This is a genomic window from Sphingobium sp. Cam5-1, from assembly GCF_015693305.1.
Lineage (GTDB): Bacteria > Pseudomonadota > Alphaproteobacteria > Sphingomonadales > Sphingomonadaceae > Sphingobium.
On sequence record NZ_CP065138.1, the window covers coordinates 1,090,965 to 1,105,684 of the forward strand.

General features: G+C 62.7%; 19 protein-coding genes. 18 read left to right on the forward strand and 1 reads right to left on the reverse strand.

Annotated elements, in window-relative coordinates; translation table 11 throughout:
• Window positions 1–9 precede the first annotated feature (9 nt).
• The 16 genes from IZV00_RS05495 to IZV00_RS05570 all read left to right on the forward strand — a co-directional run bounded on the left by IZV00_RS05495 (window position 10) and on the right by IZV00_RS05570 (window position 11,042).
• Window positions 10–1,062 (forward strand): hypothetical protein, encoded by a 1,053-nt coding sequence (locus IZV00_RS05495; RefSeq protein WP_230463308.1) that lies wholly within the window; start codon window positions 10–12, stop codon window positions 1,060–1,062.
• Between the two features lie 126 nt (window positions 1,063–1,188).
• A complete protein-coding gene (locus tag IZV00_RS05500; RefSeq protein ID WP_196226143.1) occupies window positions 1,189–1,509 on the forward strand; it encodes an HNH endonuclease signature motif containing protein in 321 nt (106 codons plus the stop codon).
• A 242-nt stretch (window positions 1,510–1,751) separates the two neighbouring features.
• Complete coding sequence (locus IZV00_RS21490; RefSeq protein ID WP_196226144.1) at window positions 1,752–2,096, forward strand: HNH endonuclease; 345 nt, start codon at window positions 1,752–1,754, stop codon at window positions 2,094–2,096.
• Window positions 2,096–2,581, forward strand: a complete 486-nt coding sequence (locus tag IZV00_RS05510) for a terminase small subunit (protein WP_196226145.1) — start codon at window positions 2,096–2,098, stop codon at window positions 2,579–2,581. Before IZV00_RS21490 ends, IZV00_RS05510 begins: the two co-directional genes overlap by 1 nt.
• A complete protein-coding gene (locus IZV00_RS05515; RefSeq protein WP_196226146.1) occupies window positions 2,578–4,095 on the forward strand; it encodes a terminase large subunit in 1,518 nt (505 codons plus the stop codon). Before IZV00_RS05510 ends, IZV00_RS05515 begins: the two co-directional genes overlap by 4 nt.
• A gap of 10 nt (window positions 4,096–4,105) precedes the next feature.
• Window positions 4,106–5,371, forward strand: coding sequence for a phage portal protein (locus IZV00_RS05520; protein WP_196226147.1), 1,266 nt, complete (start codon window positions 4,106–4,108; stop codon window positions 5,369–5,371).
• Window positions 5,364–6,242: a S49 family peptidase gene (locus IZV00_RS05525; protein WP_196226148.1), complete on the forward strand. Its 879-nt coding sequence runs from the start codon at window positions 5,364–5,366 to the stop codon at window positions 6,240–6,242. Before IZV00_RS05520 ends, IZV00_RS05525 begins: the two co-directional genes overlap by 8 nt.
• 107 nt (window positions 6,243–6,349) lie before the next feature.
• Window positions 6,350–7,675 (forward strand): phage major capsid protein, encoded by a 1,326-nt coding sequence (locus IZV00_RS05530; protein ID WP_230463309.1) that lies wholly within the window; start codon window positions 6,350–6,352, stop codon window positions 7,673–7,675.
• Window positions 7,676–7,737: 62 nt separating this feature from the next.
• Complete coding sequence (locus tag IZV00_RS05535; protein WP_196226150.1) at window positions 7,738–8,190, forward strand: hypothetical protein; 453 nt, start codon at window positions 7,738–7,740, stop codon at window positions 8,188–8,190.
• A 10-nt stretch (window positions 8,191–8,200) separates the two neighbouring features.
• Window positions 8,201–8,476: a hypothetical protein gene (locus IZV00_RS05540; RefSeq protein ID WP_196226151.1), complete on the forward strand. Its 276-nt coding sequence runs from the start codon at window positions 8,201–8,203 to the stop codon at window positions 8,474–8,476.
• A gap of 49 nt (window positions 8,477–8,525) precedes the next feature.
• Entirely contained in the window at window positions 8,526–9,050 is a 525-nt protein-coding gene (locus IZV00_RS05545) for a head-tail connector protein (protein ID WP_196226152.1), read from the forward strand.
• Window positions 9,047–9,376, forward strand: coding sequence for a head-tail adaptor protein (locus IZV00_RS05550; RefSeq protein WP_196226153.1), 330 nt, complete (start codon window positions 9,047–9,049; stop codon window positions 9,374–9,376). Before IZV00_RS05545 ends, IZV00_RS05550 begins: the two co-directional genes overlap by 4 nt.
• Window positions 9,376–9,807: an HK97-gp10 family putative phage morphogenesis protein gene (locus IZV00_RS05555; RefSeq protein ID WP_196226154.1), complete on the forward strand. Its 432-nt coding sequence runs from the start codon at window positions 9,376–9,378 to the stop codon at window positions 9,805–9,807. Before IZV00_RS05550 ends, IZV00_RS05555 begins: the two co-directional genes overlap by 1 nt.
• Window positions 9,808–10,200 (forward strand): hypothetical protein, encoded by a 393-nt coding sequence (locus tag IZV00_RS05560; RefSeq protein ID WP_196226155.1) that lies wholly within the window; start codon window positions 9,808–9,810, stop codon window positions 10,198–10,200. It abuts the gene before it with no gap.
• A 12-nt stretch (window positions 10,201–10,212) separates the two neighbouring features.
• The gene (locus IZV00_RS05565) at window positions 10,213–10,668 is read left to right on the forward strand and encodes a phage tail tube protein (protein ID WP_196226156.1); all 456 of its coding nucleotides are present in this window, start codon (window positions 10,213–10,215) and stop codon (window positions 10,666–10,668) included.
• Window positions 10,669–10,679: 11 nt separating this feature from the next.
• Window positions 10,680–11,042, forward strand: a complete 363-nt coding sequence (locus tag IZV00_RS05570; RefSeq protein WP_230463310.1) for a hypothetical protein — start codon at window positions 10,680–10,682, stop codon at window positions 11,040–11,042.
• 133 nt (window positions 11,043–11,175) lie between these two features.
• Here IZV00_RS05570 and IZV00_RS05575 read toward each other — a convergent pair whose 3' ends face one another.
• On the reverse strand, window positions 11,176–11,319 hold the full coding sequence (locus IZV00_RS05575) for a hypothetical protein (RefSeq protein WP_196226158.1): 144 nt from the start codon (window positions 11,317–11,319) through the stop codon (window positions 11,176–11,178).
• Between the two features lie 235 nt (window positions 11,320–11,554).
• On the opposite strand from IZV00_RS05575, the gene IZV00_RS05580 reads away from it, so the two are divergent.
• A complete protein-coding gene (locus tag IZV00_RS05580) occupies window positions 11,555–14,101 on the forward strand; it encodes a tape measure protein (RefSeq protein ID WP_196226159.1) in 2,547 nt (848 codons plus the stop codon).
• A complete protein-coding gene (locus tag IZV00_RS05585) occupies window positions 14,098–14,691 on the forward strand; it encodes a hypothetical protein (RefSeq protein WP_196226160.1) in 594 nt (197 codons plus the stop codon). The genes IZV00_RS05580 and IZV00_RS05585 overlap by 4 nt, the downstream gene beginning before the upstream one ends.
• The last annotated feature ends 29 nt before the right edge of the window (window positions 14,692–14,720 follow it).

Consider the following 14,720-nt stretch of genomic DNA (forward strand, 5'->3'; position numbering starts at 1 on the left):
AACGGGGCCATGGCGGACAAGCCGAAGTTTGAAGTAGTTAATCGGCTGGGCGAGGTCTTCGAGGGCGCGAGCCCTTCGGAGGCGCGCTCGGCCATGATCGCGGCGGCGCGGCAGGCGCTGATCGACGATGCAGCTCAGCACCCCGAGAAGGTGTCAGCGCTCAACGCGCGCCTTGCCCGCATGGATGCGGCCCGGAAACGCGAGCGGCAGCGGATCGATCATCTCGTGCTCGGACTGCCCCGGCCGACGGAATCTGTCACGGAAGGGAAGCGGAAAGGTCGGCGCAAGCCGAAGGTCATCGTGCGGCCTGTCCAACTGGAGCCGGGCATCGAGGAAGCGGTGCAGGTCCGCGAAGCGTGGAACCACAAGGCATATGGCACCCCCGAGACATGGGAGCGTTCGACCCGCACTCATGACGGCTCGCTCGTCCAGCTTCATCGCAATGGCACGATCGACAAGGACCAGCTCGAATGGGCGGCGCAGATCGCGAACGTCTATCGCAGCCTGGAAGCCGATGTTGCGGTGAAGGTCGCCAGCCTCGAGGCGCGGGTAGATCAGTCACGCCGCACCGGCGGCATGGCGGCGGAGAGCGTCTATCGTGTGCGCATGCATCTCGCCTATGGCTATTGGCGGGACATGCTGCCGATGCCCAGGCAGATGGTGCTCGACATGATCGTCGGCGACACCATCGGCTATTCGGTCGCTGCGCATCGCTATCGCGTCCACAAGCGCAAAGCCAAGCGGTTCTTGCTCGAGGCGTTGAACCGTTGGCCCGCTTGCGTGGCGCATGCTTTCTCCATGGTGGACCGCGCCACGGTCGACGCGCTCAACAGCGGACGGACGGTGGCACCTGCCTGGCTGGAAGGGCCGAAGCGGCGTGACCACCCTGCTGCCGACGTTGTTGGCGCCGCCGCGCCTCACGATGCAGAGGAGCCGAGCGCCTCGTTCGTTGCCGCGTTCGATCCTGAATTCCTCGATGAGCGCGGCTTTCTAAAGGAGTGGAGCGACATTGCCGCCATCATTCGCGCTCGGTTCGCGGGGATAGAGGACGAGGCTGCATAGCTTTTCCGCTTGCAAGTGGCCCCGAAATCGTCCAAAAAATCCCTAGGACCATTGCGTCCAGAGAAGGCCCGGCAGCGATGCGCGGGCCTTTTTCTATGGGCGCACGCCATCGGGATCGGACTGAGCATGGCGTGGTCGAAGGAGAGCCGACACAAGCGCGGCTACGGCACCGCTCATGACAAGATGCGCGCGATGCTGATGCGTACCGTGATCCTGTGCGAGGAATGCACGAGGAACGGCCGGGACAGCCTCGGAACGATAGCTGACCACATCGTCCCACTGTCACGAGGCGGCACAGGCGACCGGTCGAACTATCAACTGCTGTGCCAGGACTGCTCAGACGCGAAGACGCTGGCCGACAAGGGGCATGCGGCCACAGGGCTCAGGCGAGGCGTCGATGCCAGCGGCCGACCGACCGACCCGCGCCACCCTTGGAACCGAGCCTGACAGACCCCCGGGGGGGTCAAAAGCCCCCAGGCACATGCCTCCGGGACCGACGGCCCCTCAATTCAAATCGCTAATACAGAAAAAAGGTTGGTCGTATGTGCCTGCCATCGTTGGAGCGCGTCCGGGAATTGCTGGACTACAACCCTTCGACGGGCGTGTTCTTGTGGCGAAGGCCGATGTCGCGCAGGCTAAAGGTTGGCGCGGTCGCTGGATCATTGCAGAGCGGCGGATACCGGCAGATTATGATTGACGGTCAGAGACTACTCAGCGGACGTCTGGCGTGGTTCTATGTCACAGGTCGGTGGCCCGCCACTGAGATAGACCATGCGAACGGCGTTCAACATGACGATCGTTTCTGTAACCTCCGCGAAGCAACCCGGGCTCAAAACAATCAAAACAGACGCGCCTGCGGCAAGTCTCGTGTCAAAGGCGCTTTCTGGGTTGCAAAGCAAGGAAAGTGGCGGGCGAGCATAAAGGTATGTGGTCGGACGCGTCAGCTTGGCATGTTCGACACAGCGGAGGCCGCAGGCGCTGCATACGCGCGCGCCGCTACTGAGCAGTATGGTGACTTTGCGAAGGTGACGTGATGGCTGCCCCGAAGCAAACCCGTCGCCAGCGCGTCGATAGCGCGGCCGGCGCCGTGGCCGTGATGGCGGCGGCTGCTCGTGACCTGTCGCCCCCCTCTCATCTGAAGCTGCGGCGCGGCGACAAGCCGTTTTGGGATGCGGTGATCGCCGAGCGCGCGAAGTCCGAATGGACCGACGCGGATCTGGCAGTCGCTGCCAACCTGGCGCGGGCGATGGCGGATGCGGAGAAGGTCGCGGCATTCTCGGTTGATCGCGGCGGCAACGTGAAGGTGTCGACCATGCTGCAGACGATCGAGGCGAGCGACAAGCTGGCGCGGCGCATCGTGACCTTGCGGCGCGCGCTCGGTCTGGACAACCGCGCCAAGAACGGGGAGCAGCGCGACGTCAACAAGCGTCGCGAGCAGGCTAAGGCTATCGAGGCGGGTCACAACCCGATGGAGGGTGATGGGGACGACCTCCTGGCGAGGCCGTCGACCATCCAGTGACACGGGGCGAACGCGTAATCGCGTTCATTCATCGCTACTGCCTGGTTCCTGAAGGGAAGCTTGTCGGAAAGCCGATGCGGCTCGACGACTTCCAACAGAAATTCATCATCGACGTATACGACAATCCGGCCGGCACTACCGAGGGTATCCTTTCCATCGCCCGAAAGAACGGCAAGTCCGGCCTGATCGCCGCAATTCTTCTCGCTCACATCGCCGGTCCGGAGGCCCGGCTAAACAGTCAGATCGTCAGCGGCGCGCGGTCGCGCGATCAGGCCGCTCTTGTCTTCAACCTCGCGTCTAAAATGGTCACTCTGTCGGCCGACCTGTCGAAGCTGGTGAGAATCGTGCCGTCCGGCAAGCGGCTGATCGGCCTCGCGCGGAATGTTGAATATCGGGCCTTGGCTGCCGACGGGCATACCGCTCACGGTCTCTCGCCCGTTCTCGCTATTCTCGACGAGTTGGGCCAGGTGCGCGGCCCGCAAGATGACTTCGTTGAGGCAATCGAGACAGCGTCTGGCGCTTATGACGACGCGCTTCGCCTGATCATCTCGACGCAGGCGCCAACCGATGCCGACATGCTCAGCATCAAGATCGACGATGCGAAGCGATCCGGCGACCCGAAGATCGTCTGCCATGTCTATGCAGCCGAGCCTGATTGCGACGTGCTCGATCCTGCAGCGCACCGCGCGGCCAATCCGGCACTGGGCACCTTCCGATCCGAGGTTGAACTGCTGGCAGCGGCCGAGAAAGCGGCACGCATGCCGTCGGCGGAGAATGGGTTTCGCAACCTGTATCTCAACCAGCGGGTCAATCGCTTCTCGCCCTTCATCTCACCCATGGTGTGGGCAGAGGGAGGCGGCCCGGTCGATGAAGAGGCATTTCGGATTGGCCCGGTTTACGGCGGGCTCGACCTGGCAGAGACTACCGACCTTTGCGCCTTTGTTCTGATCGCGAAAGGCAAAGACGGTCGGTGGCACGTCAAGGCATGGTTTTGGAAACCAGAGCAGACCGTCGCCGATCACGCCAAGCGCGACCGGGTGCCGTATGATCTCTGGGTCAAGCAGGGCCTGATCGAAACGACGCCCGGCGTTGCTGTCGATTATGAATTCGTCGCCGCCAAGATCGGGGGCATCTGTAACGGACTGGACGTGGCCAAGATCGGCTTTGACCGTTACCGCTTCAAAACACTGGAAGCGCAGATGTCCAAGCTGGGCATCAGGCTTCCGTTCGAACCGTTCGGGCAGGGTCATGTATCTATGGCGCCCGCCATGGACGTCACGGAGATCGCGTTCCTCAACAAGCAGGTCGTGCATGGCGGAAACCCCGTCATGACGATGTGCGCGGCGAACGCCGTGGTGGAGAAGAACGCAGCAGGCGATCGCAAGTTGAACAAGGCGAAGTCGACCGGTCGGATAGACGGCATGGTCGCCCTCGTCATGGCGATGGGGCAAATCGCCCTGGAAGAGCCGAAGAAGACATCCGTTTATGCCGAACGCGGCATACGGTTCGCTTGAAGGAGGCGGCATGAGAGCTGTCATGACCGCCGAACAGTATCGTCGGCACGGAATAGCCGGGAGCACTCCCAGTGTTCTGACGGCCGAACGTCCGGAGCCGGCCAACGTCACCGATGGGAAGATGACGGACGGACGATACTGGGGCGAGTTGGCCGGGCTGTATCCCCTGAGTGCCGCCACCGCTGATGAGGCGGCGAAGGTTTCAGCTGTGAATTTCTGTTGCTCTGTCATTGCGGAGGCGATTGGCAGCCTGCCTTTCGACGTGATCGATATTGCGACCGACAAGCCCGCCGATGATTTCATTCTGGCTGATCTTCTATCCTACGCGCCGAACCCCTTGCAGGTCGGATCGGAATTCTGGCCGTCGATGATGTTCACGGCAGCCTTGCGGAATATCGCGTTCGCGGAACCCGTAGCACATGCCGATGGGCTGGAGATGTGGCTGCTCGATCCATCCCGGACGCATACCGACTGGCATGATCGCGGCTTCGCGGTCACCTATCAGGGCGACAACGGCCATGCCCGGGTGCTGGGCCCCGGCGATCTTTTCTGGATCACCGGCCTTTCCGATTCTCGACTGCGGCCACTCACCCCTTGGCGCATGGCCCGTGGATCGATCGAATTCGCCCTCGCTCTGGAGCACCAAGGGCGCTCATCGTCGCAGAACTCCAATCGCCCCGGCGGCGTTCTGGAATCTGATAATGAGCTGGGCGATGCTGCTTTTGAGCGCCTGAAGGAAAGCATGCGCCTTTGGCGGAACGGCGGCAATGCGATCCTCGAGCAGGGGCTCAAGTATAAGGTTGTTCAGGGGGATGCTCGCAGTTCGCAGCTGATGGAACTGATCGATCAGCGCACCATGGAAATGGCGCGCTACTGGCGCATGCCCCGATCGATGATCACTGGGAACAGCAAGAACAGCGAGCAGGAATCCGGCGATTTCGTGAAATATGTCGCGCGGCCTTGGTGCCGTCGTATCGAGCAGGCTGTTCGGGCGCGGCTATTCACGCCTGAGATGCGCCGGCGTTACAAGGTGAAGGTCAATCTGGATGCCCTTCTCCGGGGCGACAGCGCGACCCAAGCGCGCAACGCGGTCCTTTACCGCACCGCGGGATCACACTCGATCAACGATGTTCGAACCAAAATCCACAGCCTGCCGCGCATCGACGAGCCATGGGCGGACGATGTGCGCGAACCGCTGAACAGCAACCGCGCCGCCGACACGATGAGCGGCGGCGAAACCGCGCCGCAGGACAAGGACACCGCGACAGATGATTGAGATGGCCAGCGCCCGCACCTTGTGGGCGATGCACCCCGATGCGCTCGGCGATCTGCTGAAGCGCGGCACGATCGACGCGATGCTGCCAGAATCGTTGCGCGGGCTCGCCGCGCTGGCGTCCGGCGGCAACAAGGAGGCTCGGGCCCCGGCGGATCCTGTTCGTGACGGCGCGACCATGGTGATCCCCCTCACCGGCACACTCACTCCCAAGGGCAGCTATGGTGGAACCTCGACCGAACGGTTTGCCGACCATGTCCGGAGCGCGGCGGCCGATACCAAGATCGGCGCCATCATTCTGAGCGTCATGTCGCCCGGAGGTTGGGTATTCGGCACCCATGAGGCGGGCGAAGCTGTGTTCGAAGCGCGCCAGTCAAAGCCGGTGATCGCTGTCGCCAGCCCGTATAGCTTCTCGGCTGCACATTGGATCGCGTGTCAGGCATCCGCCTATTACGTCACCCATTCCGGCGAGGTAGGTTCCGTCGGCGTGCGCGGTGGCCATGTCGACATGTCTGGCTTCGAGGACAAGATCGGGATGAAGACGACCCTGATCGCGTCTTCCCCCGAAAAGATCGCGGCGCACCCTTATGCCCCCCTCTCCGACGACGACCGGGCAGAGATCCAGGCCTCGATCGATGAAAGCAATCAGGCATTCGCTGCGGCGATTGCGCGCGGTCGGGGGATCAAGGTTTCGGAGGTCGAAGGCATACATGGCTCTGGCCGCACTTTCTCGGCTAGCCGGGCTGCGGCGGCCGGCGCGGTGGATGGCGTCATGTCGCTGCGCGAGGTCGTTGCCAAATATGGCTCGAGCCGTGCTCGGCTAGGCCTGATGCGTCAGCGCGCCGAGATGCGCAGCAGGGCACTCAGCATCTGAAAGTTCCGCTTCTGCGGAGAGCAGGCGGTCTTCGGGCCGCCTTTTTTATTGGGCGCACGCGCCCGTCACTGGCCCTTTGAAAGGAGTTCATCATGAACCTGGCCGTTTTGAAGAATGAGGCGCGTGAAGCCGCGAAGCGGATGGAAGACCGCCTCACGACCGCGATCAACGAAAACCGTGAACTGACCGCCGAGGAAGAGGCGGAAAACACAAAGGACGAAGCCCGCCTCGACGTGCTCGAAAAGCAGATCGCGCAGGTCGAGCGCCTGAACGCGCGCACCGCCAAGCTCGGTACGCCCACTCCGGCGCCGACGCCTGCCCCTGTCGCGACCGTCCCCGCTGCACCTGCTGCCGCCGCGCCGGCTTCGTTCCAGCATAACGGCATTATCTATGCCAGCGCCCGGCCCCGGCTGGACGACGGCGGTTTCGCCAACCTTGCCGAGTTCGCGACGGCGGTGCGCTTCGCCAACCCCGGCGCTGGGCAGGCATTCCGCATTGACGATCGCCTTGCGGCGCCGACTAACGTCCACATGGAAACCGGTGACGCCGCCGGCAGCTATCTGGTTCCGCCTGAGTTCCGTCAGCAGATCGTCGATCTCGTCTTCAGCGGTGAAGACCCGATCATGAACCTCATCCAGCCGGATCCGACGTCGTCCAACCGCGTCGTTGGTTTGGGCGATGAGAGCACACCGTGGGGCAATTCGGGCATCCAAGCCTATTGGCGCTCGGAAGCCGAGCAGATGACGCCGTCGCGCATGAACCTCACGCCGCGCGAGACCGCGCTGAATGAACTCTATGCGTTCGTCCTTGCCACCGAGGAACTGCTGGAGGATGCCCCCCGCATCGCCACGCTGCTCACCGTCAAGGCGGCTGCCGCCATCCGCTGGAAATCGGTCGACGCCTTCATGTATGGCGACGGCATCGCCAAGCCGCTCGGCTGGATGTCCTCGCCGGCGCTGATCACCGTCGCGAAGGAAAATGCCCAGACGGCCGACACGATCGTCGCGGACAACGTGGCCAACATGTTCGCCCGCATGATCAACCCGACCCAGGCGAACTGGATCGCCAACGGCGACATCATGCCCAGCCTGATGAAGCTGAAGAACGAGGCGGATCAGCCCGTCTGGTTCCCGAACTTCCAGGTCGCGCCCGGCGGCACGCTTCTGGGTCGCCCGGTGCTGTTCACCGAACATGCCCAGTCGCTCGGCGACAAGGGCGATCTCCAGTTCGTCAACGCGAACGGCTACGAAGCCTTCCGCAAGCAGAACGGCATTACCTTCGCGGAATCGATCCACCTCTACTTCGATTACAACATCCGCGCATTCCGTTGGGTTCTGCGGGTCGGCGGTCAGCCGGTTCTGCAGAAGCCCGTCCAGCCCGCCCATGGCAACGCCACCAAGAGCCATTTCGTGGCGCTGGCGGAGCGCGCCTGAGGCTAGCCGCCCCGGTTCGCGCCGGGGCGGACGTTTCAGTCTGAAATCGAAAGGAAAGCCCGATGAACGGCAATCTCAATCCCTCGATGGCTGCCGCAGTTGCCGGCGTCATCAACCCCGTCTCGCAGGCCGCTGGCACGGTGACGACCGGCTGGGTCGACATGCAGAAGTTTGGCACACTGCTCGCCATCCTCGCTGTCGGTGCGCTCGGCGCGGACGCCACCGTCAATGCCAAGATCGAACAGGCAACCGATAACGCTGGCGCTGGCGCCAAGGATGTCGCCGGTTTGGCGATCACGGCGCTCACGAAAGCGGGCACCGACGATAACAAACAGGTTCTCGTCAATCTCCGTCAGGAAGACCTCGACAAGAACAATGCATTCCGTTTTGCCCGCCTCTCTGTGACCGTGGGCACCGCTGCATCGCTCATCTCGGCCGTGCTGCTCGGGTTCAATGCCCGCTACGGCGCCGCGACCGACAATGACGCGACCACCGTTGACGAGATCGTGAGCTAAGGAGGCTGACATGCCGATCAAGTTTCTGAGGGACTACGAAACGAAGTCGCATCCGGCGGAGGTCTTCACGGCCGGACAGTTGGTGAAGGATCGGGACGAGGCGTCGGAGCGTCACTTCGTCATCCGCCGCGCCGCCGCCTACGTCGACGCGAAGGGCAATCTCACCGACATCGACGGGAACCCGGTCGAATATGTCGAGCCCGAAGCCGACGCGCCCGAGAGCAAACCCGCCAAGGGGCGCTCCGCACCGGCCAATGTGCAGACGAGCACCGGCAAGGATGACTGACGGGTTGGCGGGCGGCTGATGCTGCCCGCCCCTCATTCGGAGGCATCGCATGGTAGAACCGATTGAGCTTGCTGATGCCAAGCAGCAGCTGCGCGTGCTGAGCGACGATGAGAATGCCTCCATCCAAAACGCTATCGTTGACGCTCGCGGCTGGATCGAGAGTTACACAGGGCTGATACTGACCCGCCGAGAGGTCGTGGAAGTTCTGCCCTGCTTCGACGGGATGCTTTCCACCTGGCCAATCGTGTCGATTGACGCCGTGACCTATCTCGACACCTCCCAGCAGGAGGTCGTCTTCCCCGAGCAGGATTATTTCGCGCAGATCGCGCGGCGCCCTGCCCGCCTGTCGTCAAAACTCTGGCCCGCGATCTACAACGGGAGCACCGTGGAAGTGACGATGACTGCGGGCTTCGCGTCGCCCGAAGCGATCAACGCCTTTTCGCCAAACATCATGCGTGCCATGCGGCTGCTCGTCGCCGGCTTCTACGCTGATCGGGAGACCGGTGGCCTGGCCGGTGATGTGGAAATCGCAGCGAAGCGGCTCTGTCGCCCGTTCAAGAGTTGGCGGGTATGAAGGCCAGCCCTCGGAACAAGCGCATTGTCATCCAGACCCGCACGGTCGTTGAGGACGGATATGGCGGCGAAGAAGAGACGTGGGCGGAGTTCGGGCAGGAATATGCCGCTGTCTATTACGGCACCGGTTCCGAGCAGCGTGAGGCCGCGCAGCAAGGCGGTGCCCAATCCGCCTCCTTCGAGGTGCTGAGCAACAGCAAAACGCGTGCGATCAGCGTGATCGACCACCGCATCGCCTTCGACGGTGGGATTTGGAACATCACCGCGAAGCATGACCTCGGCTTGAACGAAGGCGTGCGGCTCACGGCAATTCGGGAGGCGGCGTGATGGCGGAGACGTTCAAGCTCGAGGGATTGAAGGAGCTTGAGGCAGCGCTGGGCCAGATGCCCCGTGCTACCGCTCGAGCGACCGGCCTGCGCGCCCTTCGGCTTGGCGCCGAACCCATCGCCCGCGCCGCGCGCCGGCTGGCACCGGTGGCCGAAGGCAATCTGGTCGAAAGCATCGACGTAGGGACCAACCTTGCGCGTTCGCAGCGCGGCGACCGCGGCGCAGTGGCACCGCTCGAAATCCACATTGGCCCCGGCCAACAGCCGCAGGCCATCGCCCAGGAATTCGGCACCTATAAGGATCCGGCCCAGCCTTTCATGACACCCGCATGGGAAGCCGAGCGCATGAACGCCCTCGACGTCGTCGGCACGGCGCTGGGCATTGAGGTTGAAAAGACGGCGGCGCGGCTGGCGAAGAAGCGGGCGCGGTAAATGGACATCGATCTGATTACGCGCCTGAAGGGCGATCCTGCGATTGCGGGGCCGGCGGGCAGCATCTCATGGGTGACGCGCCCGACAAAGGCGCAGATGCCGGGGATCACGCTCCAGCGGCTCGCGCCCGGCCGCGAATATACCTTCAAGGGCGCGGTCGGCCTTCAGGATACGCTGACGCGCTTCGACTTCTGGGGCCTCGCTGTCCGCGACATCAAGCCGCTGTTCCTGGCGGTGCTGGCGCGCATGGAGCAGCCGCAGACGGTCGGCGGCACACGGTTCGGACGGTCGACGCTCGAATCGGAGCGCGACATTCCAGCGGAGCTGGTTCCGGAGATCGGCACGGTTTTTCGCATCAGCGCTGATTTTCGAATTTGGTGGAAGCCTCTTTGACAGGAGCAAGTAATGGCAGGCGAGACTGAAGCAATCACGGGCTACGGCTCGGAATTCCATCTGGCGAACTCCGCGGGCGTTCTGACCGAAGTCGGCGAACTGATCGCCCTCGAGCCCGGTTCCGAGGAATGGGGCACGACCGAAGCGACCCATTTCAAGAGCCCCGGCCGTCGCCGCGAATATATCAAGACGCTGATCGAGACGGGACAGGGCAGCTTCCAGGTCAACTGGCTGCCGGGCAAGCCGACCGATGTGCTGATCAGCGATGCCCATCAGGATCCTGCCGCCCGCGCGTTCAAGATTATCGTTCCGGCCGACAATGAAGGCGGCACTTGGGAAATCAGCGGTCTGGTCAATGTGCTGAGCCGCACGCCGACCATCCCGCTCGACGACCGCATGACCTGCCAGATCACGTTGCAGTTCACCGGCGGCCGGACGGAAGCGGCTGGCGTGGTTGAGGGCGGCTAATGGCAAACGGGATGCGCGGCGAAGCGACGTTCGATGGTGATGGCACGACCTACACCATCACCATGGATGCTGACGCCCTCGCCATGGCCGAAGAGATCACGGGCAAGCCGATTAGCACCGTTGTCAGCCTGTTCGACAGCGGCGCGCATCTCGGCATGACCGCCGCCCTCGCGTGGGCTGGATTGTTCCGGCAATATGCGCTGCCGTGGGATGGCTTCCGCGACCGCGTGATGGAATGGGGCCTGCCCGTGGTAAAGGACGCTGTCGCACGCTCCATGCGCCACGCATGGCCAGAGCCTGAGAAGGCTGACGGCAGAAACCCTCCGAAGCGGGATCGGACCAAGAAACCGGCTGGGACTGGCTCAAGCTCCTAGAGCTTTGGTGCGAAGCCGGGTTCGATCCCGACACATTCTGGCGGCAGACGCCGCGGATCATACAAGCAACTGTCAGGGGCTATCTGCGGCGCGAGAGGGCAGCCCATAAAGAGAATATGTATGTTGCCTGGCATCAGGCGGCCTTCCAGCGTTCCAAGCGGATGCCGCCGTTGGCAAAAGCCTTGGGGGAGAAAACGGAGCCGAAATTCCGCACCAATGCGCAGATGCTGGCGATGATGCGGAAGATGAATAAGAGCGGGATCGGATTGACGATCAAGAAGATCCCTGGCCCTTCGAACGGTAAATAACCCCGTGCACACAGTAAGGCGCTACCACGAAGAATAACGCAATTCCTGCGGCTGCGGCTTGCCGAGGCGCGCTGTCGTCAGCGAACGATCCGAGCACAAGGATGGCACCGATTACGGCGCCCACAAAAGTCAAAATCCTGAAAAGCAACATGATCCCTCCTGTTGAACGGCAACAGTAGGACGTTTTGGTGCGGAGTTGAAAGCATGGCAAGAAGTGTAATTGGCGCGCTTCGCGTCACGCTCGGCCTCGATTCCGCCGAGTTTGAAACCGGCATCCGGCGCGCATCGAAGTCGACGCAGCAGTTCACCCGCGCGTCGAAGGACGTGAAGAGCGCGTCGGATCAAATCTCCAGCTCTCTGCGAGGCGTGGGCGCAGCGCTCGGGATCACATCCGTTGCCGCAGCCGGTGCGGCCTACCTGAAGCTCGCCGATCAGTCGAAACAACTCGCTGCGCAACTAAGGCTGGCCACAGCGCAGTTCGGCAATTTCGGACAGGCACAGCAGGACGTGAACCGCATCGCGGCTGAAACGCGCAACGGCCTGTCGGAGACCGGGACGCTCTACGCGAACTTCATTCGCGCGACCAAGGAGCTTGGCGGTCAGCAATGGGAGGCTGCCCGCGCTACGGAGACATTCTCGAAGACGCTGAAGATCAGCGGCGCTGGGCAGGCCGAGGCGGCATCCGCAACATTGCAGTTTGGGCAGGCGCTGGCGTCCGGCGTCCTTCGCGGCGACGAGTTCAATTCCATCATGGAATCGTCGCCACGGCTGGCTCGCCTTCTCGCGGACAGCCTTGGCGTCCCGATCGGCAGCCTGCGCAAGATGGCGGAGGAAGGGGAGCTAACCGCCGACCGCTTGTTCCGCGCCCTCACCGACCGGAAATTCACCGACGGAATTGATGCTGAGTTCCGCCAGATGCCTGTCACGTTTGACGAGGCGATGGGCCAGATTCGCAACGCGGCGGTCACGGCTTTTGGTGGTTTCGACCGTGGCGGGCAGTTCTCCAACGCCGTCACTGGCTTTGTGACGGACGGCGTGAACGGCTTCGGCGACATTGGCGATGCGGCCGAAAGGATGGGGATACAGGTCCGCCACGCCGTCGATGAAATGACGGCCGTCTTCAAGCCGTTCATCGATGTGTTGCAAGAGGCGCGTTCCGGTCTGGTTTGGGCCCAGAACCTCAATCAATACAAGATCACGCCCGATCATATCGCCGGCTTTGCCGACAGCCTCACGAGCGTCGTTCGCGCTCCGCTAGCCGCCAGCAGCGCCACTGCCAATCTCTTTTATGGAAAGAATTTCGGCGACAGCTTCAACTCGTTCATGGACAGCACCAGCATCGCTTCGCGAATGAAGCGGTCCGACGCTGCCTTGGATAAGAAGCTGACAGGATCGACGCTGGACAGGATCATGCAAGGCAACCCCCTTGCTGATGCTCCAAAAGTCGCATCCATCATCAAGCCCACTCCCGCCAACGACACGAAGGGCGACAAGGCTGCCGCGCGGGCCGCCGAAGCCGCCAGGAAAAAGGCCCAGCGCGAGGCTGAACGTGCCGCCCAGGCGCTACAGAAATTTGCGGACGATGTTGCGCGCGAAGGCGCAGACTACGTCTCCACTCAGGCCGAATTGACCGGGACCATCGAGGCGCGTCGCGACGCCGATATCAACCAGCTGGAAACCGAACGGGCAATCCGCGAGCGCGCCATCGAGGCTGACGACCAGATAGATGCAGCCAAGAAGCAGCAGCTGATCGACCTCAACAACAGGAACGTCCAGGCCCGCAAGGATCTGACCAATCAGCGGGCGCAGGAGGATATCGACCGGCGCAATCTGCAGATCGAGCAGGACCGCTCCGCGCTGGCTGTTGAGTTGATGCAACTGAGTGCGGACGCGGCACGGACAGCGCGTGAGCGCCGTGCCGTGGAACTCCGCATTCTTGATGCCCAATTCGAGGCTGAACGTCAGGCACTGCTGATCGCCGCTGCGTCGAAGGATCTTGCCGAGGCGACCAGGGCGCGAGAGCGGCTGGCCGCGCTGCCCCAGATACAGGCGGGCGCGCGCGATCAGGTCATCCGGCAGACGCAAGGCCCGATGGAAGCCTATCTGGATCGCCTGCCCCGCTCAGCCGATGAAGCGAGGGAAGCACTGGAGCGCGTTCAGGTCGACGGAATTGATGGGATCATCAATGGCCTCGCCGATGCTGCCATTGGCGCGCGCTCGCTCGGCGATGTGTTCAAGGGCGTGGCAAATCAGATCGTCGCTGACCTGATCCGCATCCAGCTGCAGCGTGCCCTGTTGGGATCGGGCGGTGGCGGCGGACTGCTCGGCGGATTGCTCAAAATCGGTGGTAGTGCGCTAGGAATTGGAGGCGGTTTAAGCGGCGTCAACACCGCAGGTCTGTCTGGCATCGAAACCTCGCTACATGCTGCGACCGTATCTAATATGGGCTCATTCGCACTGCCTGCCTTCGCCACCGGCGGTAGCTTCAAAGTCGGCGGATCATCTTCCGTCGGCGATAAGGAACTGGTGCAATTTCGCGCCAACCGCGGAGAAATCGTCGATATCCGCAAGCCCGGCAACGACAATGGCGGCGGCGGCATCGCGCACATCGTTCCTTCGCCATATTTCGATGTGGTTGTGGACAAGCGTGCTGCCGGCGTGGCGCAGCCGATGGCGATGCAAGCCGCAACCGCAGGGTCTACCGGGGCGCAAGTCGCTATAGCACGACAACGCAGCAGGATCATTCCATGATTGATCTGCCGGAATATCCATCGCCGAACGGCGCCACGCCCCGCGTGCTCGATTTCGGCGGCTTCCTTGAGCCTGCCAGCGGCGCGCAGGTGCAGCGCATCAATCGGATGGGGAGCCGCTATGCGGTTGCCTTCACGATGCCGCCTCTACCAAACCAGAAGCATGGCCGCATCTGGGTCAATCGCCTGGTGCGGGGTCAGCAGGAGGGCGCTCGGATCGAATATCCCCTGCTCGACTTCTATCCCGGAACGCCGGGCAATTTCGTCGTCGACGGCGCTGGGCAGGCGGGCAAATCACTGCACATCAGGGGCGGAACCCCGTATTACGCCTTCTACGAAGGTCAGCCCTTCAGCCTCGAAATTGACGGGCAGCATTATCTGGACTTCATCGCGGCCGGGACAATCGCAGACACCTCGGGCGACGCCACGATCACGCTGACCCAGATGCTGCGCGCTGAACCCGCCGATGGTGACCCGCTGCACATCTCCAAGCCGATGATCGAGGGTTTCATCATGGGCGATCAGCTGTCCTGGAGCATTTCGCTCGAGCGGCTCATCGGTATCTCTTTCGAGATCCACGAGGCGGCGTAATGGCCTTCACTTCCCGCGTCCTTCATCTC